General features: G+C 30.1%; 25 protein-coding genes, 2 tRNA genes, 1 pseudogene, 1 riboswitch and 1 other annotated feature. Of the genes and pseudogenes, 5 read left to right on the plus strand and 23 right to left on the minus strand.

All coding sequences use genetic code 11. The features are described 5' to 3' along the window. Nucleotides 1–6: 6 nt before the first annotated feature. The 8 genes from HMPREF1253_RS03960 to HMPREF1253_RS03995 all read right to left on the minus strand — a co-directional run bounded on the left by HMPREF1253_RS03960 (nt 7) and on the right by HMPREF1253_RS03995 (nt 6,427). The gene (locus HMPREF1253_RS03960; protein ID WP_023055489.1) at nt 7–771 is read right to left on the minus strand and encodes an ABC transporter ATP-binding protein; all 765 of its coding nucleotides are present in this window, start codon (nt 769–771) and stop codon (nt 7–9) included. Further along, on the minus strand, nt 768–1,802 hold the full coding sequence (locus tag HMPREF1253_RS03965) for an ABC transporter substrate-binding protein (RefSeq protein WP_023055550.1): 1,035 nt from the start codon (nt 1,800–1,802) through the stop codon (nt 768–770). The genes HMPREF1253_RS03960 and HMPREF1253_RS03965 overlap by 4 nt, the downstream gene beginning before the upstream one ends. Next, nucleotides 1,799–2,563: an ABC transporter permease gene (locus tag HMPREF1253_RS03970; protein WP_023055534.1), complete on the minus strand. Its 765-nt coding sequence runs from the start codon at nt 2,561–2,563 to the stop codon at nt 1,799–1,801. Before HMPREF1253_RS03970 ends, HMPREF1253_RS03965 begins: the two co-directional genes overlap by 4 nt. Continuing rightward, the gene (locus tag HMPREF1253_RS03975; protein WP_023055561.1) at nt 2,535–2,834 is read right to left on the minus strand and encodes a thiamine-binding protein; all 300 of its coding nucleotides are present in this window, start codon (nt 2,832–2,834) and stop codon (nt 2,535–2,537) included. Before HMPREF1253_RS03975 ends, HMPREF1253_RS03970 begins: the two co-directional genes overlap by 29 nt. Before the next feature lie 41 nt (nt 2,835–2,875). Next, nucleotides 2,876–2,971, minus strand: a riboswitch (TPP riboswitch). 139 nt (nt 2,972–3,110) lie between these two features. After that, nucleotides 3,111–3,494: a 50S ribosomal protein L7/L12 gene (gene rplL / locus HMPREF1253_RS03980; RefSeq protein WP_023055552.1), complete on the minus strand. Its 384-nt coding sequence runs from the start codon at nt 3,492–3,494 to the stop codon at nt 3,111–3,113. A 26-nt stretch (nt 3,495–3,520) separates the two neighbouring features. Beyond that, nucleotides 3,521–4,057 (minus strand): 50S ribosomal protein L10, encoded by a 537-nt coding sequence (gene rplJ / locus HMPREF1253_RS03985; protein WP_023055570.1) that lies wholly within the window; start codon nt 4,055–4,057, stop codon nt 3,521–3,523. Between the two features lie 9 nt (nt 4,058–4,066). Next, nucleotides 4,067–4,187, minus strand: a sequence feature (ribosomal protein L10 leader region). A gap of 87 nt (nt 4,188–4,274) precedes the next feature. Further along, nucleotides 4,275–5,342: a class III poly(R)-hydroxyalkanoic acid synthase subunit PhaC gene (phaC, locus tag HMPREF1253_RS03990; RefSeq protein WP_023055556.1), complete on the minus strand. Its 1,068-nt coding sequence runs from the start codon at nt 5,340–5,342 to the stop codon at nt 4,275–4,277. Nucleotides 5,343–5,353: 11 nt separating this feature from the next. After that, complete coding sequence (locus HMPREF1253_RS03995) at nt 5,354–6,427, minus strand: poly(R)-hydroxyalkanoic acid synthase subunit PhaE (protein WP_023055513.1); 1,074 nt, start codon at nt 6,425–6,427, stop codon at nt 5,354–5,356. Between the two features lie 205 nt (nt 6,428–6,632). Here HMPREF1253_RS03995 and HMPREF1253_RS04000 point away from each other — a divergent pair, with 205 nt between their 5' ends. After that, complete coding sequence (locus HMPREF1253_RS04000) at nt 6,633–8,447, plus strand: M3 family oligoendopeptidase (protein WP_023055587.1); 1,815 nt, start codon at nt 6,633–6,635, stop codon at nt 8,445–8,447. On the opposite strand, the gene HMPREF1253_RS04005 is transcribed toward HMPREF1253_RS04000, so the two are convergent. The 10 genes from HMPREF1253_RS04005 to HMPREF1253_RS04050 form a co-directional block, all read right to left on the minus strand. Beyond that, nucleotides 8,351–8,872, minus strand: a complete 522-nt coding sequence (locus HMPREF1253_RS04005; protein WP_036739401.1) for an ECF transporter S component — start codon at nt 8,870–8,872, stop codon at nt 8,351–8,353. The genes HMPREF1253_RS04000 and HMPREF1253_RS04005 overlap by 97 nt on opposite strands. Continuing rightward, a complete protein-coding gene (gene hslO / locus HMPREF1253_RS04010) occupies nt 8,869–9,747 on the minus strand; it encodes an Hsp33 family molecular chaperone HslO (RefSeq protein WP_023055604.1) in 879 nt (292 codons plus the stop codon). The genes HMPREF1253_RS04005 and hslO overlap by 4 nt, the downstream gene beginning before the upstream one ends. Continuing rightward, the gene (locus tag HMPREF1253_RS04015; RefSeq protein ID WP_023055573.1) at nt 9,735–10,439 is read right to left on the minus strand and encodes a class I SAM-dependent methyltransferase; all 705 of its coding nucleotides are present in this window, start codon (nt 10,437–10,439) and stop codon (nt 9,735–9,737) included. The genes hslO and HMPREF1253_RS04015 overlap by 13 nt, the downstream gene beginning before the upstream one ends. Continuing rightward, a complete protein-coding gene (locus HMPREF1253_RS04020; RefSeq protein ID WP_023055543.1) occupies nt 10,436–11,158 on the minus strand; it encodes an NAD-dependent deacylase in 723 nt (240 codons plus the stop codon). The genes HMPREF1253_RS04015 and HMPREF1253_RS04020 overlap by 4 nt, the downstream gene beginning before the upstream one ends. Nucleotides 11,159–11,160: 2 nt before the next feature. Beyond that, nucleotides 11,161–12,075 (minus strand): type II CAAX endopeptidase family protein, encoded by a 915-nt coding sequence (locus HMPREF1253_RS04025; protein ID WP_023055599.1) that lies wholly within the window; start codon nt 12,073–12,075, stop codon nt 11,161–11,163. Continuing rightward, complete coding sequence (gene hpt / locus HMPREF1253_RS04030) at nt 12,062–12,589, minus strand: hypoxanthine phosphoribosyltransferase (protein WP_023055588.1); 528 nt, start codon at nt 12,587–12,589, stop codon at nt 12,062–12,064. Before hpt ends, HMPREF1253_RS04025 begins: the two co-directional genes overlap by 14 nt. Before the next feature lie 191 nt (nt 12,590–12,780). Further along, nucleotides 12,781–13,374: a recombination mediator RecR gene (recR, locus tag HMPREF1253_RS04035; protein ID WP_023055512.1), complete on the minus strand. Its 594-nt coding sequence runs from the start codon at nt 13,372–13,374 to the stop codon at nt 12,781–12,783. Continuing rightward, a complete protein-coding gene (locus HMPREF1253_RS04040) occupies nt 13,371–13,712 on the minus strand; it encodes a YbaB/EbfC family nucleoid-associated protein (protein WP_023055610.1) in 342 nt (113 codons plus the stop codon). The genes recR and HMPREF1253_RS04040 overlap by 4 nt, the downstream gene beginning before the upstream one ends. A 2-nt stretch (nt 13,713–13,714) precedes the next feature. Further along, complete coding sequence (gene dnaX, locus HMPREF1253_RS04045) at nt 13,715–15,388, minus strand: DNA polymerase III subunit gamma/tau (protein ID WP_023055549.1); 1,674 nt, start codon at nt 15,386–15,388, stop codon at nt 13,715–13,717. A gap of 357 nt (nt 15,389–15,745) precedes the next feature. Beyond that, complete coding sequence (locus HMPREF1253_RS04050) at nt 15,746–16,978, minus strand: aminopeptidase (RefSeq protein ID WP_023055505.1); 1,233 nt, start codon at nt 16,976–16,978, stop codon at nt 15,746–15,748. A gap of 88 nt (nt 16,979–17,066) precedes the next feature. Between HMPREF1253_RS04050 and deoD the strand changes: the two genes are divergently transcribed. The 3 genes from deoD (at nt 17,067) to HMPREF1253_RS04065 (ending at nt 18,448) form a co-directional block, all read left to right on the plus strand. After that, a complete protein-coding gene (gene deoD, locus HMPREF1253_RS04055) occupies nt 17,067–17,768 on the plus strand; it encodes a purine-nucleoside phosphorylase (RefSeq protein WP_023055568.1) in 702 nt (233 codons plus the stop codon). Next, on the plus strand, nt 17,765–18,322 hold the full coding sequence (locus HMPREF1253_RS04060; RefSeq protein WP_023055617.1) for a ComEA family DNA-binding protein: 558 nt from the start codon (nt 17,765–17,767) through the stop codon (nt 18,320–18,322). The genes deoD and HMPREF1253_RS04060 overlap by 4 nt, the downstream gene beginning before the upstream one ends. 50 nt (nt 18,323–18,372) lie before the next feature. After that, nucleotides 18,373–18,448, plus strand: a tRNA-Trp gene (locus HMPREF1253_RS04065). A 36-nt stretch (nt 18,449–18,484) separates the two neighbouring features. Here the strand turns inward: HMPREF1253_RS04065 and HMPREF1253_RS04070 are convergent. The 4 genes and pseudogenes from HMPREF1253_RS04070 to polA form a co-directional block, all read right to left on the minus strand. Beyond that, on the minus strand, nt 18,485–19,201 hold the full coding sequence (locus tag HMPREF1253_RS04070) for a metallophosphoesterase (RefSeq protein ID WP_023055521.1): 717 nt from the start codon (nt 19,199–19,201) through the stop codon (nt 18,485–18,487). Beyond that, nucleotides 19,198–19,371 carry a glycine zipper gene (locus HMPREF1253_RS10090; protein WP_023055536.1) on the minus strand — a complete coding sequence of 58 codons (174 nt, stop codon included), beginning with the start codon at nt 19,369–19,371 and terminating at the stop codon, nt 19,198–19,200. The genes HMPREF1253_RS04070 and HMPREF1253_RS10090 overlap by 4 nt, the downstream gene beginning before the upstream one ends. Next, nucleotides 19,340–19,977, minus strand: a pseudogene (gene coaE / locus HMPREF1253_RS10735) (dephospho-CoA kinase). Before coaE ends, HMPREF1253_RS10090 begins: the two are co-directional and overlap by 32 nt. Next, complete coding sequence (polA, locus tag HMPREF1253_RS04080) at nt 19,964–22,621, minus strand: DNA polymerase I (protein ID WP_036739436.1); 2,658 nt, start codon at nt 22,619–22,621, stop codon at nt 19,964–19,966. Before polA ends, coaE begins: the two are co-directional and overlap by 14 nt. Nucleotides 22,622–22,706: 85 nt before the next feature. Here polA and HMPREF1253_RS04085 point away from each other — a divergent pair. Continuing rightward, nucleotides 22,707–22,793, plus strand: a tRNA-Leu gene (locus HMPREF1253_RS04085). Nucleotides 22,794–22,826: 33 nt separating this feature from the next. Here HMPREF1253_RS04085 and HMPREF1253_RS04090 read toward each other — a convergent pair. Then, a complete protein-coding gene (locus tag HMPREF1253_RS04090; RefSeq protein WP_023055596.1) occupies nt 22,827–23,333 on the minus strand; it encodes a hypothetical protein in 507 nt (168 codons plus the stop codon). Nucleotides 23,334–23,350 lie beyond the last annotated feature (17 nt).

Below are 23,350 nucleotides of genomic sequence, written 5' to 3' on the forward strand. Positions count from 1 at the left end.
TATTTTTTAATCTTCATTTGCTTCTATTTTATCCAGTTTATTTATAATATATTTTTTATATTCTATAAATTTTTTATTTTCAAAATAATTCTGTCCGAAGCCCTCTTCAATTTTAAGCTCCTCAATAATTTTCCCGGGATTTTTTCCCAAGATATAAATTCTGTTTGAAAGTTTTATGGCTTCTTCTATATCGTGAGTTATAAAAATTGTAGAAAGTCCTATATCTTTTATAATATTTTTATACCATTTATGAATCGATGATTTTGTTATGGCATCTAAGGCACTGAAAGGCTCATCAAGAAGGGCAACCTCATTGCTGAAGACATAGGTCCTTAAAAGTGCTGCACGCTGTGCCATGCCCCCAGAAAGCTCTGAGGGATAAAAATTTTCTGTGCCTTCAAGTCCGAATTCCTTAAAAAATTTTTTTACTTCTTCTCTTGCTTCTTTTTTATTTTTTCCCCTAAGTACAAGAGGAAGTCCTACATTGTCAATTATTGACATGTAAGGCAAAAGAAGGTCTTTTTGTAGCATATAAGAAACTTTTCCTGAAATACCCGTTATATCTTGTCCCTTTAAAAAAACTTTTCCCTTATCTGGTTTTAAAAGACCTGCAATAATATTAAATAAAGTTGTTTTTCCGCTTCCGGAAACTCCTACAAGGGAGATAAGCTCTCCCTTGTTTAAATATATATCTATATCTTCAAGAACTTTTTTCTCATCAAAAGACTTATCTACATTTTCAACCTTTAAAATTATATTTTCTTCACTCATTTTAATTTTTCAGGATTTACAAAATCATTTGTATAACCGAAATCTTTAGGAATTTCTTTATCAATTAATTTATTTTCCCAAAGCCAAGCATAAAAATTATTCCATCTTTGTCCGTTAATTTGTCCAAAATATTCAGCGTCTGCTTGATACTTATCAGCTATATATTCCATACCTTTTTTTGTAAGTTCTTTATCAAGTTCCGGATTTTGTTTTACAAGAATTTCTGCTGCTTCATCAGGATTTTTAATTGCAAATTCATATCCTTTTATTAAGGCACGCATAAATCTTTTAGCCACATCTTCTTTATTCTTTAAAAAGTCGTTATTGGCAATTAGAATAGGTGTATAGTAGTCAAATACTGGATTTATATCTTTAAAGGCAAAATAATTTATAGGGATATTGTTAACTTCAGCTGCTACACCGTCAACGGGATAAAAAATCCAAACGGTATCAATGTCTTTTCCTTGAATTGCTGCAAGAGTATTTGTTACATCTCCTGGAACTAAGTTTACTTTTGAAAAATCTCCTCCGTCATCTTCCACAACTTGTTTTAAAATTGCTTGTTCCACAGGAAGTCCCCAAGTTGAATGATTGTGATTTTCCATATCTTTAGGTGATTTTATGTTTTTATCTTTTACAGAAACAATTCCTGAAGTATTATGATTAATTATTGCAGCAACTGCTGTAACAGGAAGAGGTTTATCGCTGGCAAATGCCGGTGCTATTGTATCTTGAAAAGATATACCGAAGTCAGCTTTTCCTGAAGCTATTAAAGCTTCTGCTCCATTTGCAGGAGGTTGGTTAACTTCAACTTCAATTCCTTCTTCTGCAAAAAATCCCTTATCTATTGCTGCATAAAGTCCTGCATGATTTACATTAGGTTGCCAATCAAGAAGAAAGCTTACCTTTTCAACTTTTTGTTCTTGATTTTTTTCTCCTTCTTTTTTATTTTCTTGGGGTTTTGTGTTTGAACACCCCATTAAAGTAATTCCTGCTAAAGCAATTATTAATGCTTTTTTTAAATTTTTCATTTTTCCTCCTTAATCCAGGGCATCATTTTCTTTTGAAGTATACTTACAAGTTTCATAAGTATTAAAGAGATGCCTGATATCAAAAAAATAACCGCAAACATTTTGTCAAAAGAATAGTTTTTTTGAACTCTTATCATATAAACGCCAAGGCCCTTAAAGCCTCCAAGCCATTCAGCGATTACAGCTCCAACTACAGAATAAGAAACTGCAATTTTAAAAGCACTGAAAAAGTTTCCCATGCTTTCAGGAAGCTTAATATACCTGTAAATTTTAAATTTATCCGCTCCCATAGCCTTTAAAAGTTTTATTTTATCCACGTCAACTTGCTTAAATCCTTCAAGCAAGCTTATAGCAACTGGAAAAAATGTTACTATTACAATTAAAACAATTTTAGGCAAAATACCGTATCCCATCCAAAGAACCAAAAGAGGTGCAATGGCAACCGTAGGAACAGTTTGAGTAAGAACCAATATAGGATAAAGAGCATGATAGATTCCATCTGAAAAATCCATCATTAAAGCAGCTATAAATCCTAACAAAACTCCCAAAAAAAGTCCTAAAAAAGCTTCTGATAGAGTTGTCAAAAGATGAGATGAAATTGTAGGCATATCATAAATAAATGCCTTAACCACATCCAAGGGTTTAGGAAGTAAAAATGGACCTACAAGACCTGTTTGGGTTACAATTTGCCAAATTATTAAAATTACTATTATCAGAGAAGCAGCAGATAAATTATCCTTGATATTTGCCGATTTTTTCATCAATTGTCAGGATTCCTTGTTCAGAATAAAATATTTTGCTATAACATGCCACTTGCTCCGATAAATCTCCTGCAAGTTTTACGCAATTTTTTAAAATTTCAAAAGCTTTATTAAAATCATCTAATTCTATTACCGTTTCAAAAGGTGTTACTATATGATTTACTTTTTGACTTTCAATGTATTCAATGACTTTATCTACAACTTCAACAACAGATTTTGAGCTTGCTTCTTTAGTTGTAGGCAAAACTTGTATCGCAATAGAAATTTTCATAAAATTACCTCCTTATAAAATTACATAAAAAAAACCTCTACAAATAGAGGCAGACTTTTCCCAAACAGCATTACCTGTTCAGGTCCAAAGGGTTTAAGGAAATCCTAATCTCAGCAAAAGCTCCCCTGACACATTAATTATAGAGGTAAAAAAAATAATATACAAGAAAATATTTTTAAAGAGTTTTTATATTTTTTTAATAAAAATTTACAATTTAATTTTTATGTTTTTAAATAAAAAAATACCGCAAAATCACGGTATTTTTTATAAGTTATATTACTTAACTTCTACAGTTGCTCCAACTTCTTCAAGTTTAGCTTTAATTTGATCAGCTTCATCAGAAGAAACGCCTTCTTTTACAGCCTTAGGTGCTCCGTCTACAAGAGCTTTTGCTTCTTTAAGTCCAAGTCCTGTAATATCTTTAACTACTTTAATAACTTTAACTTTTTCTTGTCCTGCTTCTGTAATAACTACATCAAAGCTTGATTTTTCTTCTGCTGCTGGTGCTGCTGCTCCGCCTGCTGGTGCTGCTGCTGCAACTGCTACAGGTGCTGCTGCTGATACACCAAATTCTTCTTCTAATGCTTTTACTAGTTCTGATAATTCAAGAACTGTAAGTCCTTTAACTTCTTCAATTAATTTTTCTACTTTTTCTGACATTTTATTTCCTCCAATTTAATTAATAATTATGCTGCTTCAGATTCTTTCTTATCTCTGATAGCACCAAGGACTACTGCAAGTCCCTTTAAGTTTGCGTTTAATACGTTAGCAAATCCTTGTAGTGGAGCATTTAATCCACCAAGTACTTGTGCAATTAATACTTCCTTAGCTGGAAGTTTTGCAAGGGATTCAACTTCTTTAACATCGATAATCTTACCGTCTACATAACCTGACTTAATTTCCAGTGCTTCATGGCTTTCTGCAAATTTTGATGCAATTTTTGCTCCCGGAACCGGATCTTCCATTGAAAAAGCAATTGATGATGGTCCTTTTAAAAATTCATCAAATCCTGTGATTCCAAGATCATTAAAAGCTCTTCTCATCATAGTGTTTTTGTAAACCTTGTAATCTACATTAGATTCTCTAAATTGAGCTCTAAGTTCAGTTACTTCTTCTACATTAAGTCCATGATAATTCATAAGTACAATACTTTGTGCACCTTGAATCTTTTCTTTAATTTCGTCAACTAGGGCTTGTTTACCTTGAAGTTTCTCTTCTTTCATTGTTTCACCCCCATAAAATAAAAAATCCCACTAAAGCCAGTGAGATAGAATTTTCGTTTCTTTAATTCTTACCTCGGTAGGATATTTAAACATAAGTCCCTACTGTCTTTGGCTTTAACATGGATATTATACATAAGCCCTTTTAATTAGTCAAGACTTTTTTTATAAAAAAAGCAGGCAAAGCCTGCTAATTTAATTTCTTTTATTTTTTGCCTATTTAATCTCTTTCTTTTAAGAATTTAATTATTTTCGGACTTACTTCTCTTTGACTTCTTCCTGAAACGAAAAGTCCTATATGCCCTGTATCTATTTCCACAAGTTCACAATCTTTAGAACCTATAAGTTTAGGTATAGGTCTTGTAGCATCAGGCGGTACTTGATTATCTTTTTTACCTAACATAACAAGAACTGGGCAAGTTACATTTTTAAGGTCAACTTTTTTGCCTTCAAGAACAAGTTCACCCTTAGCTAAAGAATTGTTATGATACATTTCATTTTGGAATTCTTTATAGGCTTGTCCAACTTGGTCAGGTGAATCAAATATCCATTGTTCCATTCTAAGGAAGTTTGCCATCTTTTCTTCATCATCTAAAATATCAATAAGGCTTACATATTTATCAACCATTAAATCAAAAGGCTTTAATAATACAAATCCTGCATTCATAAAATCTCCTGGAACATTTCCAAAGGCTTCAACAATTTTATCTGCATTTAAATATGGACCCCATTTAAACAAAAGTCCGTCGTCAGTTGAAAAATCTATTGGAGTTACTAAAGATACAAGGTTCTTTACCTTTTCTTGATGAAGTGAAGTGTATATAAAGCTAAAAGTTCCGCCTTGGCAAATTCCCATTATATTGACTTTTTGAATTTTATGTTTTCTTCTTACAAATTCTACAGCTTCATCAATATATCCGTTAATATAATCTCCTAAAGTAAGATATCTGTCATCAGCTGTTGGATAACCCCAGTCTATAATATAAACATCTATTCCACCGTCAAGAAGTTTTCTCATCATAGATTTATCAGGTTGCAAATCCATCATATATTCCTTGTTGACAAGGGCATACACTACAATTAAAGGTGTTTTTGTTATGTCTTTAACTCTTGGCTCATAATGATAAAGTTTCATCTTATCCATTTGAAATACAAGTTCTTTTGGAGTTTGATTAGCTCCTGAATAGTCTACATTCATTAAAGTTTCCAAACCCTTTGCCATCTTTTTTTGAGTCTCCATCATTTGGGATAAGTTTTGAGCATAATCCATTTTAAACATATTGTCCATTAATAGCCTCCTTATTTATCAGCTTTTGGCTCTTTGTCAAGTTCACTTTCGTCTTTATGCTCTCTAAATTCTCTTCTCATTTTTCTAATTTCGGTTTTAAGTTCATGCACCGTTTTATAAAGTGAGTCCATATCCTTATTTGTAGGTACTGGCATATATTTTAAAGAATCTTCAATTACTTTATCCATTTGAATTTTAAGAGTTAAAACTGAATCTACAAAGTTTCCTAAAAATTTTGAAAATTCCGTTGAATAAAATACTTTGTCAAAATTATTTGAAAGAGAAGTTTTCCAAAAATCATAAAATTCATCAAAAGTCTTTGGAGCTTGTCCTTCTTCAAGAAGCTTAAAAGAATCCTTAATTACATTTTGAGTTGTTTCGTTTACAATTGTTTGAAGTTTTACTGTAAGTTCAGCTGTATAAGTTATAAATCTTATATATTTATCTAAAGTTTGAAGCCTTTCTTCTTGAGTTTTTCTTGAAATACCTACCATGGGCATATTCAAAAGTTTTCCGAAAGTTTTGTTATAGTTTTCTTTCCATTCATCAAAATATTTTAAAAATCCTTCAGGATCCTTAAAAGTACCTTCAACATAAGAATCTGTCATTTTTTTAATAGTGTCAGCCCAAGGTCCGTAAAAACTTGTCATAGTTTTTTCATAAGCATCTTTTATTTCATAGGCATTGTCAAACATTTCTTGAACTTCTTTAGGAAGATAAGCAGAAACGTAAGTTCCCATATAGTTTCTTACATTTTTTTCATAATCATTCAAAATTTTTTTCATTCTTTCTTGGGTGGGCTTAAAATTTTTGTCATAAATTTCTTTGTAAAGGTCATATATCTTATAGTAAACTTCAGATCCTTGTTTTATTTTATTTAAAACTTCTGACGGATCTCCCCTATAAGAAAAAAACGGACTGTCTTTCATAGAGCCGATAAACTTTTCATAGGTTTCCATAGGATTTTTTACATTAAAAGGAACTCCATAACTTCCCCCAAAATCCTGTAAAGTTTTAGACCAGCTATCAATCATTTCTTTTTGAGAAGCATATAATTGATCAAAAAAATTATAATCTTTTTCCATTTTATCTTCCTCCTTTTTTTTCTAAAACTTCTTCCATTTACATTATACCCCTATAAATTACTAAATTAAACTTTTTAAATAAAATTTTTTAAATTATTGTACTAAATTAGTAAAAAATAAAAAAATTTTTAATTTCGTATATTTTCCTTAATTTAAAAAGACTTATTTTTGTGTTAACATAAAAAAAGAATAATTGGAGGTAAATATGAAATTTAAAGAAATGCCCTATGAAAGACCGAACATTGATGAATATAAAAAAGTCTTTCATGAAAATTTTGATGATTTTAATAATTTAGATGTAAAAGAACAGTATAAAAGAATTTTAAATTTTGAAAAATATAAAGATGATTTTTCTACTAATTGCACTCTTGTTTCCATAAGACATTCCATTGATACAAGGGATAAGTTTTATGATGCAGAAAAGGAATTTATAGATGATTTATATCCCTTAGTTGCAAATATAGATGTGGAAGTCGCAAAAATTATTTTAAGTTCAAAAAATCTTAATGAACTTAAAAAACTTACTGGTGAACAATTTTTAAATTTATTGGATTGTTCTTTGGTTATGAAGGAAGAAGCTATTCCCTTTATGCAAGAGGAAAATAAACTTATTACAAAATATGATAAGCTTATAGCTTCCGCACAAATTGAATTTGATGGTAAGGTATTAAATCTTGCGCAAATGAAACCCTATCTTGAAAGTAAAGACAGGGATATAAGAATAGATGCCTATAAAAAACAAAATGAATTTTTTAAAGACCATGAAGAAGAATTTGATAAAATTTATGATGATTTAGTAAAAGTTCGTAACAATATGGCTAAGGCTTTAGGCTTTAAAAATTATGTTGATTTACAATATAAATTTTTATACAGAACTGATTACAATTCAAAAGATGTAAAAAAATATCGTGACTATATTTTAAAAACTTTTACCCCCTTTGGAGTTGAACTTAGAAAAATTCAAAAAGAAAGAATCGGAATAAAAGATTTTAAATATTATGATTGGACTATTGATTTTAACGAAGGAAATGCAAATCCCATTGGTGATGAAGGGTTTATTGTTGAAAATGCTAAAAAAATGTACAATGAGCTTTCTAAAGAAACCGGCGAATTTTTTAATCTTATGACCTCTATGGAACTTATGGATCTTGTGGCAAAGCCTGGAAAAGAAGCTGGCGGATATTGTACTGGCCTTGATAAGTATAAAGTGCCTTTCATTTTTTCAAATTTTAATGGCACTCAAGGTGATATTGAAGTTATAACTCATGAAGCTGGACATGCTTTTCAAATGTATATGTCAAGGGATTATGAAATTTCTCAATATAGATTTCCAACTTATGAAGCTTGTGAAATTCATTCTATGAGCATGGAATTTTTCACTTGGCCCTGGATGGAATTATTTTTCGGTAAGGGAGTAAATAGATTTAAATACAGACATTTAAAGGGTGCCATAGAGTTCTTGCCCTATGGTGCTACTGTTGATGAGTTTCAACATTTTGTCTATGAAAACCCTGATGTAAGTCCTGAAGAAAGAAAGAAAAAATATCATGAAATAGAAATGAAATATAGACCTGATCTTGATTATGATGATGAGTTTTTAAACAAGGGAACTTTCTGGTTTAGACAAGGTCATATTTTCGCAGTTCCTTTTTATTATATTGATTATACTCTTGCCCAAGTTTGTGCTTTTCAATATTTAATTAAGAATTTAGAGGATCACAAAAAAGCTTTTTCTGAATATTTAACTTTATGTAAAGCGGGAGGATCTCAATCTTTCTTTAAACTTATGGAAATTGGAAAAATTAAAAATCCTATGATTGATCGAACTCTTGAGGAAATTATTCCAAAGTTAAAAGAAATTTTAAATTCAATAGAATTTTTAAAAAAAATAAACCTGCAAATTTTAGCAGGTTTATTTTTTATTTATTTTTTAATGTTTAAGTCAAAGTGCATAGAAGTAAGAGCTTTTTTTATAGGATTTATTATTAAGGTTACAATAATTGATGCAAATAAAATTTGAACAATATTTCCAGGTATATTTGCAAGGGGTGCAGCCATACTCTTATACATAATGCATTCTCCTATATAATATCCACAAACTTTAATTATAAGAGCAAATATAAAGGCAGCCATTAGTTTCTTAAAAGAAAGTTTTTTATGAGTAATCTTTCCCATTCCTAGACCCATTATAATTCCTGTTATTATTGTTATAGGCGCCCAAGCTCCCCATCCTGATGTAATGTCAAAAAGTCCCATACCAACAGCTCCTGCTATGGCACCAGGTGTAGGTCCAAGTAAGATGCTTGTTATAAAAAATGGAACATTCCCAAGATGTACAAGACCTCCTGTAACAGGTCCTGGAACTCTAACTACCCAAGTAAATAAATAAGTAAGTGCAATGGAAATTGCACAAGTTGTTATAAAACGTGTATTTTTAGTATTCATTTTGTAATCCTCTTTAGTATATTTTTTAATTCTTCTTCTGTAAAATCATACTCCTTGTTGCAAAAATAACATTCAACATGAGCATGACCATCTTCTTCAATAATTTCCCTTAATTCTTTTTCTCCCAAAGACTCTAAAGAATCTTCAACTTTTTCTCTGGAGCAGTTGCATCTGTAACTTACTTCTTTTTCTTCTAAAATGGAATATTCAATTTCCCCGTAAATTTTATCTAAAATTTCTTTATGAGTAAAATTTTCCAATAAATAAGTAATATTGCCAAGAGATATAATTGAACTTTCAATTTTTTCTATAATTTCTTCTGGACAATCTGGCATAAGCTCGAGAATAAATCCTCCTGCATTTTTAACAGACAAGTCTTTATCTACTAAAACGCCAAGTCCAACAGCGGAAGGAATTTGCTGAGAGGTTAAAAGATAATTTGCAAAATCCTCTGCAATCTCTCCACTAACTAAGGGAACTTGTCCCACATAAGGTTCTTTCATCCCAAGGTCCATTGTAACTTTTAAAAGGCCCTTTCCCACAAAACCAGCAACATCAATTTTATTATCACTTTGTCTTATAGGTAAGTCAAAGTCAGGATTTTCCACATAACCTTTTACATAACCGTCATTTTGACAAGTTGCAACTATTCTTCCTCCCGGACCATCTCCTGCAATAATTACAGTAAGGGAATCTTCTTTGTTCTTTAAACCACTCACCATAATTGCTGCAGCAGTTAAAGTCCTACCAAGAGCTGCAGAAGCAGTTTTAGATAAATTATGAATTTTTCTTGCTTCTTCTACTAAATCTCCTGTATCTGCAAATTTTGCTTTTACAAGCCCATCTTTTGAAATTGTACTTATTATTTTTCCCATTTTTTACAAACAAAGGTCATCCTATGAGACCCTTTAACGTCACCCTCTCTATTGTAGTCATTATATTTTTTTATATCAAAGCCCGCTCTTTTTAAATAAGCTTCTATTTTTTTTAAATCGTGGGCTTTTTCAATATGTTCTTCAGTAACTCTCTTATACTTATCCTTATCCCTTATAAAAAAATTTACATAATAAGTATTGAGTCTTTTATCTTCATCATAGTAATCTTCCCAAACATAAAAAGCATTCTCCGATTCATCCACATAAATTTTTTCCATAGATAAAAACTTTTCATGGGTATTTAAATCAAAAATAAATTTGCCTTCATTGTTTAGGTGTTTATAAACATTTTTAAAAATATTTTCTAAGTCTTCTGTTTGTAAAATATAATTCAAACTGTCCGATAGACATAAAATTCCATCATAGGTCTTCATCATATTAAAATTCTTTATATCTAACTTATATAGGGGAGCTTTCACTTTATTTCTTGCAATAGCAAGCATATCTTCCGATAGATCAAAACCTTCCATCTCATACTTATCTTCAAGAAGCTCTATAATTGTTCCGGTTCCGCAAGCCATTTCAAGAATTGTCTTTCCCTCTATTTCTTCTTTAATAAAATTTGCAAGTTTTTTATAATCTAAGTCCCACATAAGTTCATCATAAACTTCAGCAAAAGAACCATAAATCATTTAAGAGCCTCTATAATTTTCTTTAAAGTTTTTCCCGCAGGTTCATGAATTACTACTTGTGCATAGGAATCAAAAGGCGTAGGATCATTGTTAATTATAATTAAATTTTTAACGTATCTGGGCAAATAATTTACAGGAGAAACTTGTAAGGACGATCCTATAACTATTAAAAGGTCTGCATCTTCCAAATCTTGTGCCGCCCTTGTAAAATCATCAGGCATCATGTCCCCAAACATTACAACATTTGGCCTTATTACTCCTCCACAATTACATTTAGGTGGAATTATATTTTTTTCCACTTGGTCTTTCATATAAGAAAAGGGATAAACTTTTCCACAAGACATGCATCTTACATCTCTTGTTTCACCATGAACTTCATAAATATTTGAGCTTCCTGCTTTTGTATGGAGATTATCTATGTTTTGTGTAATAATTCCCTGTAAATATCCAAGGTCTTCCAATTCTTTAAGAGCAATATGGCCTTGATTGGGAGATTTGTCATTTAAATCGGATAAAATAACATAGCCCTCAGAATAAAATCTTTTAGGATTTTTTAACAAAACATCCTTAGATAGAGCTGCCATAGGATCCATTTTTGAGTAATATCCTGTTTCAGATCTGAAATCAGGTATTCCAGATTCAGTGGATATTCCTGCTCCTGTCAAAGCAAAAATCTTTTTTGAATTTTTTATTAATTCAACTGCTTTTTCTATAGACATAACTACCTCCTAAAAATTTGAAAATTATAAACTAAATACAATATTATTTCAGCAAATATAGGAATAAAACTGAAAAGTTCAATGTTTCTAAGACTCCTGTATTTTTTACCTATTTCACTTACTTTTCTCTTTTTATTCATGTATTTAAAAATATATCTTATGGCAAAAAAACTTATAATACTTGCAAAAGTCAAAACAACTATTGTAAAAACTTCCACACTGCCTATTTCTCTTGAAAAATTAGTAGCAGATAAAAATTTAAAAAAGTAGTCATTCAAGTATTTTGCAAAGATAATTGCAATTATATTATTTGTAAAATGAGCAGTTATAGGAGCAAAAATTGAGCCTGTAAGCTCCATCATGTTTGAAAATAATATACCTAAAAGCAGGGGCGCAATAAAATTTTGTATGTCAAAATGGCTGATGGCAAAGACAAAAGAACTCATAAAAATAGCAAATTTTCTTCCGTAAATGTCATAAGAGCTTAAAACTGCCCCTCTGAAAAAAATTTCTTCACAAATAGAAGGTAAAAAACATACAAAAATAAAATATTTTTTAATTTCCGACTTGGTAAAAAGATCCATGGAAAAATTATTAAATTCCACAAACTTTGAAATTAAAGTCAAAAATATGCCGTTAAATAAAAGTATTATGGGGTAGGACAAAATAGTTACTAAGATAACTAAAAATAAATCTGTAAAGCTTATTTTGTTTATATTTAAAATACTTTTAGCCCTTCCACTTAAATTAACAACTATTAAAGAAGGGATAAGGAGGATAAAAACCTCAGTAATAAAAGTTCCCAGGAAAAAATTTTTGTCTTGTATAGAATTTCCTATGGTCAAAAAAAGTATGCCGAAGATAAGACAAAAGATATTAACGCTGAAAACATTAAGATATTTTCTATTTGTTCTCATAAGTAAAAATATAAGGAACGTTTCTCATATAGTCCCCGTAATTAAGACCATAGCCTACTATAAATACATCTTCAATGGTAAAAGCTACATAATCTGGTTCAACATCTACCTCTCTTCTTGAAGGTTTGTTTAAACAAACGCAAGATTTAAGACTTTTGGGACCCATCTTTTGAACTTTTTCTTTTACAGCCTTTAAAGTATTTCCTGAATCTACAATATCATCAACAATTAAAACATCTCTGTCTTTTACACTACTTCTAAGTCCACCTAGGAAATTTACAATACCGGAACTTTTTTCTTCATTTTCATAACTTGTAGTTGTTAAAAAATCAATTTCAAGTTTTAAATCAATATTTCTCACAAGATCAGCAGCAAAAATAAATGAACCTCTAAGAAGAGAAATAACTAAAAGATCCTTATCTTTATAGTCTTCAGTTAAAATCTTCCCAAGTTCAACTACTCTTTTATCTATGTCTTCCTTTGAAAAAAGAATAAGACGTTTTTTATTTTCCATGATTACCCCTTTTTATCTCCCTTATTTCTTTTTGTATGTCAATTAAACTCATTTGAATAGTAATTAAAATAATTATTATAATTATTAAGTAAATATCTCTCATAAATACCCCTTATAAAATTATAACATTAAAGACCACTTCTATAAATAAGCTATAAATAAGTTTAAAAAATACCGGCTCTTGCCGGCACTTAAATTTCTTGTCTATTGTTTAATGCAGTTGAAATAGTAACTTCATCATAATATTGAAGATCTCCTCCCACAGGAATGCCATATGCAATTCTTGTAGTTTTAATTCCAAGAGGACTTAAAAGTCTTTTTAAATACATAGCAGTAGTATCTCCGTCAGTTGTAGGATTAGTTGCAACAATAATTTCTTTAATTTCCGGATTAGATAATCTTTTTATAAGTTCACTTATAGTCAAATCATCTGGGGATACTCCCCTTAAAGGTTTTATGGTTCCGTGAAGAACATGATAAAGGCCATGATAAGCTCCGGTCCTTTCCATTGCTAAAACATCCTTTGGGTATTCTACAATACAAATAGTAGAAGAATCCCTATTTAAATCAGAGCATATGCTGCAAGGATCTCCATCAGTAAAATTACAACAAATTGAACATCTTTTTGTATTTAATTTTGCATTAATTATTGAATCCGATAATTTTTTTACATTTATTTCATCTAAATCCAAAATATAATAAGCAAGTCTTTGAGCTGTTTTTTCTCCAATACCTGGAAGACCTGAAAGCTCATTAATTAATTCTTCAATGGGTTTTTGACTCATAGGCCAAGACCCGGAATGTTTAAACCTCCGGTTAATTTTCCCATTTGTTTTGCAGCCTTTTCATCACTTTCCTTTAAAGCTCCATTTACAGCTGCAACAATTAAATCTTCAAGCATCTCTACATCATCTGGATCAACCACATCCTTATCAAGTTTAATACTTAAAAGTTCTTTTTGACCGTTAACTGTAGCTTCAACAGCTCCGCCACCTGATGTAAAACTTGTAGTTTCTTCTTTAAGGTTATCTTGCATTTCTTCCATTTGTTTTTGAAGCTTTTGCATTTGCTTCATCATGTTGTTCATGTTCCCACCACCGGGAAATCCTTGAAATTTTGCCATTTTTAATTCCTTTCTATATTTTCTTTTCCAAACAAATCATAAAGTTTGTCTATAGCTTTTTCCTTTTCAATATTTTTTTTAAGTTGAAATTTTATATTTATATCCCTATTAAATTCTTTTTTTAAAATTTTTTCAATAGCTTTAATATTATCTTCCCTATTAATAAGATCATACTGTAAGTTTTTTTCTTCCATAAAATCTATGGTAAGTCTATCCTTATCTAAATAGCAAGAAGAGGCTTCTTTTAAGTTTATGGACATTATAAGTAGATTGTTTTCTAATGCTAAACTTATGAGTTTATCTAAATCAAAATCTCCATCTTGTGTCAAAACTTCTTCCTGATTTTTTTCTTCCTTCAAATTCTCCTCGGATTCAATAAACATTCCCTCGGGAACTGAAATCTCGTCAAAATCTTCCTCTTGACCTTGAAAACTATCTTCTGCCATAGAATCAAGATAATCTTCATAAGATTTATCGTAAGATTTTTTTTGATTTTCAGTTTGAGCTTCAAAATTTGCACTTTGAACTTTTTTTAAATCTTTAGAAGACAAAAATTTTATCTTATTTTCCAAATTTTCAAGGCGACTTAAAAGAGAATCTCCACCGTTACAAAGCTCAATTAAAGAAAGCTCTAAAATAATTCTCTTATTAGTAGCAAATTTGCTTTTTTCCTTAGCTGTATTTAAAGAATTTATAATTTCAATAATAAAACCTAAAGAAAATTCTGAAGCTAAATTTAAATAACTTTCCAAATCGCTAACCCATAAAATTTCCTTGGGATCTTTAACTTCTTTTGCAATTAATATCCTTCTGAAAAAAGTGATAATTTCATCTAAAAGAACATTTAAATCCCTTCCCTCATCAGATAACTTTGCAACTTGCTTAATAATTTTATCAGAGTCCCTGTTTAAAATACCCCTTGCCAAAGCAAAAAGATTGTCCTCAGTTGTCATGCCTAAAATAGAAATGGCATCCTCATAGGAAATGTAATCTGGACTTGAAGCTACAAGTCTATCTAAAAGAGAAACCGCATCTCTCATGGAACCATCAGCAGCATTTGCAATAATCGTATAGACTCTTTCATCTATTTGTTTATTTTCCTTTTGTAAAATATCTTTTAAATTCTCAATTATTTTAGGAATAGAAATTCTAACAAAATTATATCTTTGAGTCCTTGATAAAATAGTTTGGGGAACTCTTTCCGGCTCCGTTGTAGCAAGAATAAAAATTAAATATTCCGGAGGTTCTTCCAAAACTTTTAAAAGAGCATTAAAAGCTCCCTTGCTCAGCATATGAACTTCATCAATAATATATACCTTATATTTTGATTGGGATGGGGGATAAACCACCTTTTCCTTTAATTCACGAATATCATCAACACCGTTATTACTTGCGGCATCCATTTCCACAACATCTAAGTTTGTTCCATTTAATATGGACTTGCAAACTTCACACTCATTACAAGGATTGCCATCAACAGGATGCAGACAATTTACAGCCCTTGATAAAATCTTTGCCATGGAAGTCTTTCCCGTTCCCCTTGTGCCTGAAAATAAATAAGCATGAGAAACTTCTTTATTTTTAACTTGATGCTTAATGGCATTTTTTATATGATCTTGACCTACAATTTCATCAAAATTTTTAGATCTGTATTTTCTATATAGTGCTTGATACATAATTCACCCTTTTTTAATTATAACATACGTATCTATGTATTAGGCACAAAGCTTCTCTCAAAAAATTTTTTAAAAAATTAAGATAATATTTTTTACGCTTCACGTGAAGCATTTTGTTTTTTGTTTTTTCTTATTTTTTCTTTATATTTTTCTTTTTCATTTTTTATCTTATTTAAGTCGCCTTACGGCGCCGGACCAATAAATTTGTTCCTACAAAACTTATGTAAGACTCTAGGGACCATTTTACCGGTCCGCGTGTATTGTGTGAGAAAACAAAATAAATTTTTTATAAAATATTTTTCAAATTAAAAAACCTTAACTTTTATTGTTAAGGTTTAATTTAAATATATAAAATTTTTAAATTACAAAATCGCCATTTTTAAAAATCTCTACTTCTTCTCCGTTTTCTTTTATACCTATAATTTCCGTTGATTCGTCTCCTACCATGAAGTCAACGTGAACTAAAGAGTCGTTTACTCCATTTTGTAAAAGTTCTTCTTCAGACATATTTTCACTTCCCTTTAAACAATTTGGATATGCTGCTCCAAGGGCAAAATGGCATGAAGCATTTTCATCATAAAGGGTGTTATAAAAAAGTACTCCCGTTTGAGAAATCGGTGAATGATATGGAACAAGGGCAACTTCTCCCAGCCTTTTTGCTCCTTCATCTGCTGTTAAAATATTTTCTAAGACTTCTTTTCCTTCTTTTGCTCCATATTCTACAACTTGACCATCTTTAAATTTAAACCAAAAATCTTTTACCAGGCTTCCGTTGTGATTTAAGGGTTTTGTTGCATATACTATTCCATCTACTCCTTGTCTATGAGGAAGGGAAAAAATTTCTTCTGTTGGAATATTTGCAACAAATTTTTGACCATCTTTATTTATTTCTTCTGCTCCTTCAAAAATATAATTTTCAGGAAGTTTTACTCTTAAATCTGTTCCAAGTTTTGATTTATAGTGAAGTTCTTTAAATTTACTTTGGGTCATATATTTTGCACGATTTTTTAAAGTTTTTATGTGTTCATTCCAATTTTCAATTGGATCTCCTTCTAAAACTCTTGCAGTTTTAAATATTAAATCCCAAAGTCTTTCTATTACCACATGATTTTCATATTCAGGAAATACAACTTTTCCCCATTTAAGAACTGGAGCTCCTATTACACACCAGGAAATATAGTCTGCCATCATTTTGTCATAATAATTTTTCATGGCTTTTGAAACTGCTATGTTTCTTATTTTTATTTTATTTTTATCTATATTTTCGAAGGCATAGGGGTCTTCTCCCGTTACTGAAAGTCTTTTCCATTTTTCTTTTATTTTAAGCTCAGATTTATCTATAAGATATTGAGGAACTTCAGCAAGACTTTCTTCATCTTGGTAAGTGTAGTCAAGCTTTGAAAGGTCTGTGTCCCTATAATCCACAAAAACTTTTTTTGCTCCCATTTCATAGGCTGTTTGACACAAAACTTTTGCAAAGTCTGCTCTTTCTACAGGAATATTTATTTCTAAAATATCACCTTTTTGAATATTCAAGCCCTTAACCATAACAAGTTTTGCATAAGCTTTTATTTTTTCTTTAAATTTCATTTAATCACCTCTAAAATATTATAGCATCTTGAAGATAAAGCTTCATTAATATAAAATACTCTTGAAAATAATATTAAAAGGAGTTTTTATGACTACACCACATATAAATGCAAAAGACAATGCTTTTGCAAAAACAGTTTTAATGCCGGGAGATCCTCTCAGGGCAAAATTTATTGCAGAAAACTTTTTGGAAAATGCTAAACTTGTTACTGATGTGAGAAATATGCTGGGCTTTACAGGTCTATATAAGGGCAAAAAAATTTCCGTTATGGGATCAGGCATGGGTATTCCTTCCATAGGTATTTATTCTTATGAGCTTATTAATTTTTATGGAGTTGAAAATATTATAAGAGTGGGATCTTGTGGAGCTATAAATGAAAATTTAAATTTATATGATATTGTCCTTGCACAGGGTGCCTGCACAAATTCAAATTTTGCAGATCAATATGATTTAAAGGGAACTTACAGTGCCATCTCTTCTTTTGATCTTTTGAAAAAAGCCTATGACCAATGTATTAATAAAAATTTACCTGTTCATGTGGGAAATGTTTTATCTGCGGATATTTTTTATAATGCCGATTCTCAAAATTGGAAAAAGTGGCAAGCCATGAATGTCCTTGCTATTGAAATGGAATCTTACGGCCTTTATTGCAACGCAAATAAAAATGGAGCAAAGGCTCTTTCTATCTTAACGGTTTCAGACAGCCTTGTGTCCGGAAAGGAAACTACAAGCGAAGAAAGAGAAAAGTCTTTTACAAATATGATGGAGATTGCACTTAATATAGGATGAAATTTTCAAAAGTTGAATTTATGATCTTGGGTCTGATAATTTTATTGACCCTTGGATTTTTTTATAAAAAATATGAAAATAAAAATTTAGAAATGTCACAGGATTCCGGAAAAGTTTTAAATTCCGGAACCTTTGACGAAAATAAAGATTCCTCAATTTATGTCCACATAAGCGGAAGAGTTAAAAATCCTGGTCTTTATGAAATTCAGGGAGATGAAAGACTAAAAGATTTGATTGAAAAAGCAGGAGGCCCTCTTGAAGATGCTGACCTTAATTCTTTAAATCTTGCTCAAAAACTTAAGGATGAAGAAAAAATTGTCGTCCCTTCTCTTATAAAAGAGGAAGGTGATGAAGGTGAAGAAAAGTTTATAGACATAAATAGGGCTGATGAGGAAGAGCTTCAAAACATTCCAGGCGTGGGGCCTAAGATGGCTAAAAAAATAATTAATTATAGAAAAAATAATTACTTCACAAAAATTGAAGACTTAAAAAATCTACCCGGTATAGGAGAAAAAAAGTTTGAAGAAATTAAGGCTTACATAATTGTAAAATAATCTTGAAAAAAACTTTTTCATTTGGTAAGATATAAAAGCATTCAAACTTTAGGGGTATAGTTCAGTTGGTAGAACATTGGTCTCCAAAACCAAGTGTCGTGGGTTCGAGTCCTGCTACCCCTGCCAATATAAAAACCGTTAGAAAAATCTAACGGTCTTTTTTTATTCTATTACTGTAATTCCTACAGGATCTAAAATTCTGAAATTTATTTTTCCTCCAAGTCCTCCATCTACATAAAGGAGGCTTTTATTTATTTTATATAGTCCCATGGAATATTTTGGAAAAAGTTTAAAGTTATTTCCTATTACTTGCCCTAATATGGGAAATCTCACCTGCCCTCCGTGGGTATGACCTGCTAATATTAAATTAAAATTTCTTCCGTCAATAGCCTTTTCTGGTGCGTGAGTTAATAAAATATTTTTCCCCTTTTCCAATTTTAAATTTTGGAAACTTTCAAAGTCTTCTCCATAAATTTTTACATTTTTATATTCTAAAGGATTTTTGTCTAATAGTATTATTTTATGTTTTCTTAAGATTTTTAAAAATTCTCCATATTTTCTATTGTCATATTCATGATTTCCCTTTACGAATAATATTTTTATATCTTCTCTTATTTTCAATGCTTTTATAAATTTTTCTGCCCTTTGAAAATTTTTTGTATCTCTTGAAATTATATCCCCTGTCAAAAATATTATTTGAGGATTTATTTTTTTTAATTTTTTATTTAAAAGCTTTAAATTTATAAAAGGGCTGTTGTGATAATCACTTATTTGCACAGCCCTAAATCCAAGTTTAATTTTTATTTTTTTTACTTTTATAAATGAAAGCTGATAAATTTCATAAATAAAAAATATAAGAATTAAAAAAAGAATTTTCATTCGAATCTTTTTCCCTCTACGAATACTCCCAGAAGAAGTCCTGTTAAAGCTCCTATTAAGGCTCCTAATTTTTTTTGTCCAAAAAGCCCGCCTATTAAGGTGCCTAATAGAATACAAATTAAAACACTTATTGTCAATTTATATTTGGGTTTTCTTGTAAAAATTTTCATATTCTTTTTCCTTTTGTTTTACTATTTTTTTTACTTTTTCTCTTAAATCTTCAAGGCTTCCTGAATTATCTATTATAAGGTCGCTAAGTTCTTTTTTCTTTTCTATGGACATTTGAGATCTTATTTTTTTAATGGCAAAATCCTTATCTATTTTATCTCTATTCATAAGTCTTTTTATTTGTATTTCTTCCGGTGTATAGGCAAGCCATATTTCATTAAATTTTAAACCGTAGCTTTTTCCTTCTTCATAAGTTTCAAATAAAAGAGGAATGTCCAAAAAATTTATGCCTGGAATTATGCTTTTTATTATTTCTTCATAAACTTTAGGGTGTATAATTCTATTTATTTTTTTAAATTTTCTTCGTTTCCGAAAACTTTCTTTCCTAAATATTCCCTGTTTATCTGTCCGTCTTTTATGGCTTCTTTTCCAAATTCTTTTTCAATTTGATCAAGTACTTCTTTTTTTTCCGATACCCTTCTTGCAATTTTATCTGAATCGATTATATAGTAGCCCAATTCTTTTAAGATTGATGTCAATGCTGATTTTCCCGTTGCTATTGACCCTGTAAGCCCTATTATTAAAGGTCCTTTATTATTTTGTGTCATACAAAGATTCTCCCACTTCCTGATCAACTGTTAAGGGAACTTTTAGTTCTTTCGCACTTTCCATAATTTCCACCATAAGTTTTTTTACTTGATCAAGTTCTTCTTTTTTTGCATCTACTACAAGTTCGTCATGGATTGTTAAAATTAATTTACTTTTCATTTTCTTGTCTTTTAAGGCTTTATAAACTTTTACCATGGCAATTTTTATTATGTCTGCTGCAGAGCCTTGTATAGGTGTATTTAGGGCTATTCTTTCTCCAAATTGTCTTATGTTGAAATTTTTTGCTTTTAGTTCTGGTATGTCACGTCTTCTGTTGAAAATTGTTTTTACAAAGCCCTTTTCTTTTCCATTTTTTATTTCTTCTTCCATATAGGCTTTTACTTTTGGAAACTTTTCCCAATAGCCGTCTATATATTCTTTAGCAAGATTTCTTGGAATATTTAATTGCCTTGAAAGTCCATAATCGGAAATTCCATAAACTATTCCGAAGTTTACAGCCTTTGCCCTTGAACGTTCTTCTCTTGTAACTTTTTCAATATCTACTCCAAAAACTTCAGAGGCGGTTTTACTGTGAATATCCATTCCATTTTTAAAAGCCTTTACCATGTTTTCATCTTCTGAAAGACTTGCAAGAATTCTAAGTTCTATTTGTGAATAGTCGCAGTCTACAAGAAGGCTATCCTTTGATGCTAAAAATGCCTTTCTTAAAAGTCTACCTTCTTCTGAACGTATTGGTATATTTTGTAAATTAGGTTCCGTTGATGAAAGTCTTCCTGTGGATGTTACTGTTTGATTAAAATGGGAATGAATTCTTCCAGTTTTTTTATTTATAAGCTCTATAAGGCCGTCGACATAAGTTGATTTTAATTTTGAAAGTTTTCTGTACTCTAAAACGTCTATTACAATATCCCCTTGGTCAACTAATTTTTCAAGAACTTCAGCTGATGTGGAATATCCTGTCTTGGTTTTTTTTATGACTGGAAATTTTAATTTATCAAACAAAATTTCTCCCAATTGTTTTGGAGAGTTTATATTAAATTCTTCTCCTGCTTCTTCATATATTTTTTCTTCAAGTTTTTTTAATTTTATCTCCAAATCTTTTCCGATTTCATTTAAAATGCTCTCTTCAGTTCTTATTCCTGTAAGCTCCATAGATGCAAGGACTTCTGTAAGGGGAAGCTCCATATTATAGTAAAGATCTGTCATTTTATAGTTTTCAATTTTTTCTATTTGAAGCTTATAGATTTTTTTTATGGTGTTTAAATAAAAGGCAAAATATTTTTCCAATTCTTCTAAGCTTAAATCTTCATATTTTTTTCTTAGTTTTCCCTTACCTAAAAGTTCTTCATCACTTTTATAGCCCTTTGAAAAATATTCCCCTGATATGGTGTTTATATCAAAATCTGTCTTGGTAGAATCTAAGATATATTCTGCTACAAGGCTGTCATGATAGATGTTTTTTATATCAATTTTGTTGTAAAGAAGGATTATTATGTCTTCTTTTATGTCGTAGCTTATTTTTTTAATTTTCCCATCTTCAAAAACTTTTTTTAAAAGATTTAAATTTTCTTTATTGTAGTCAATTATTATAGGCTTTAATTTTTCACTTCCTAAAACAAACTTAATTGGCTCTGTGCCTTCATATATTTTCCCGTCGGTGATTATCTTAAAGAATAAGATTTGCTCCTCTTGTGAAGCCTCTAGGAGCTTCTCAAGACCATAGTTTCCCCTTTCAAATATATCTTCATGAACAGTTTCAGTTTTTTCCTTTTGATATTCTTCCGGAAGTCTTTTTAAAAGAGTGTTAAAATCTAAATCCTTATAGAGTTTTAAAAGTTCTTCAAAATTGTAGTCTTTTTTTTCAAAATCTTCCAAATTTTTTTCAATAGGAACATTTCTTATAATTGTTCCCAATTTTTTGGACATAAAGGCTTGAGCTTTATTTTCTTCCAATTTTTCTTTTAATTTTTTTCCAGAAACTTGGTCTAAGTTTTCATATACTCCTTCAAGGTTTTCAAAGTCATATAAAAGTTTAAGGCCTGTTTTTTCTCCAACTCCTGGAACTCCAGGAATATTATCGGAACTGTCTCCCATAAGACCCTTTAAATCTATAAATTGATTTGCCCTTAAGTTATATTTTTCTTTTAAGTATTCTTCATCTACAATGTCAATATCACTTATGCCCTTTCTTGTTAAAAGGACTTTTGTATTTTTATCTACTAACTGAAAATAGTCCTTATCTCCTGTTAAAAGATAAACTTCAAAATTTTTTTCTGAAGCTTTTTGAGCAAGAGTGCCTGCAATATCATCAGCTTCATATACGGGAGAATCTATTGTAACTATGTTCATGTAATCTAAAATTTTTCTTACAAGGGGCCACTGTTGCTCTAGTTCTGAAGGAGTTTTTTGTCTTGTGCCCTTGTAATCTTTATAGATTTCATGGCGAAATGTCCTTCCTTTTTTATCAAAGCAAACTGCTATGTAAGCGGGATTTATTTTATCTATTGCATTTTCAACCATGGAAATAAATCCATAAATTGCATTTGTATACATTCCTTTTTTATTTTTTAAAAGGGGCAGAGCGTAAAAAGCTCTAAAAAATAAGGATGAACCATCTATTATTAATATTTTATTCAAACTAATCACCTCAAAACTTATTATATCATAGGAATATTTTTTAAATTATTTGCATTATTAAAAAAATATTGTTAAAATAAATCATAGTCTTGCCGGAGTGATGGAATTGGCAGACGTGCCAGACTCAAAATCTGGTGGTGGCAACACCGTGCGGGTTCGAGTCCCGCCTCCGGCACCATTTTTTTATAAGCAATTTAAAAGAGCCGAGATTTTATCTTGGCTCTTTCTTTGTATTTTTTTCTTTTTCTGCTTTTTCTTTTTTTTGGTCTATTACTTGTTTTTGCCCTTCTATTATTTTTTTAAGCCTTTTATCGTTTTTATAGTCCACTTTTTCTAATTCTTCTTTTGCTTTTTCAAATTCTTTTAAATTTAAAAGGGCTGTTGATAAATTAAAGTGATAGATATTTCTGCCATATTTTGTTTTAGGTTTGTTTTCTATGTTTAAAAGTTTATTATAAAAATCTTGAGGGTTTTTATTTTTTTTATATTTTCTTACATATTCATTTAATTCTTCAGTAATTTTTTTATCTTTTTGCATTTCTATAAGGGGCCTTATTATTAAAATAAATAATATTAAAAGTCCTATTATGCAAAGAAAAAATACTAAAGCGAAGGCTTCTTCATTTTTTTCTTTTAAAAATGATAAAAGTAAATATCCTATAAGACATAATAAAGCAAATAGAAATAGGGTAAAACCAACTGTTTTTTTATCTTTCATAATTTTTCACAAATAAA

This window comes from Peptoniphilus sp. BV3C26 (assembly GCF_000478985.1).
GTDB lineage: Bacteria > Bacillota > Clostridia > Tissierellales > Peptoniphilaceae > Peptoniphilus_B > Peptoniphilus_B koenoeneniae.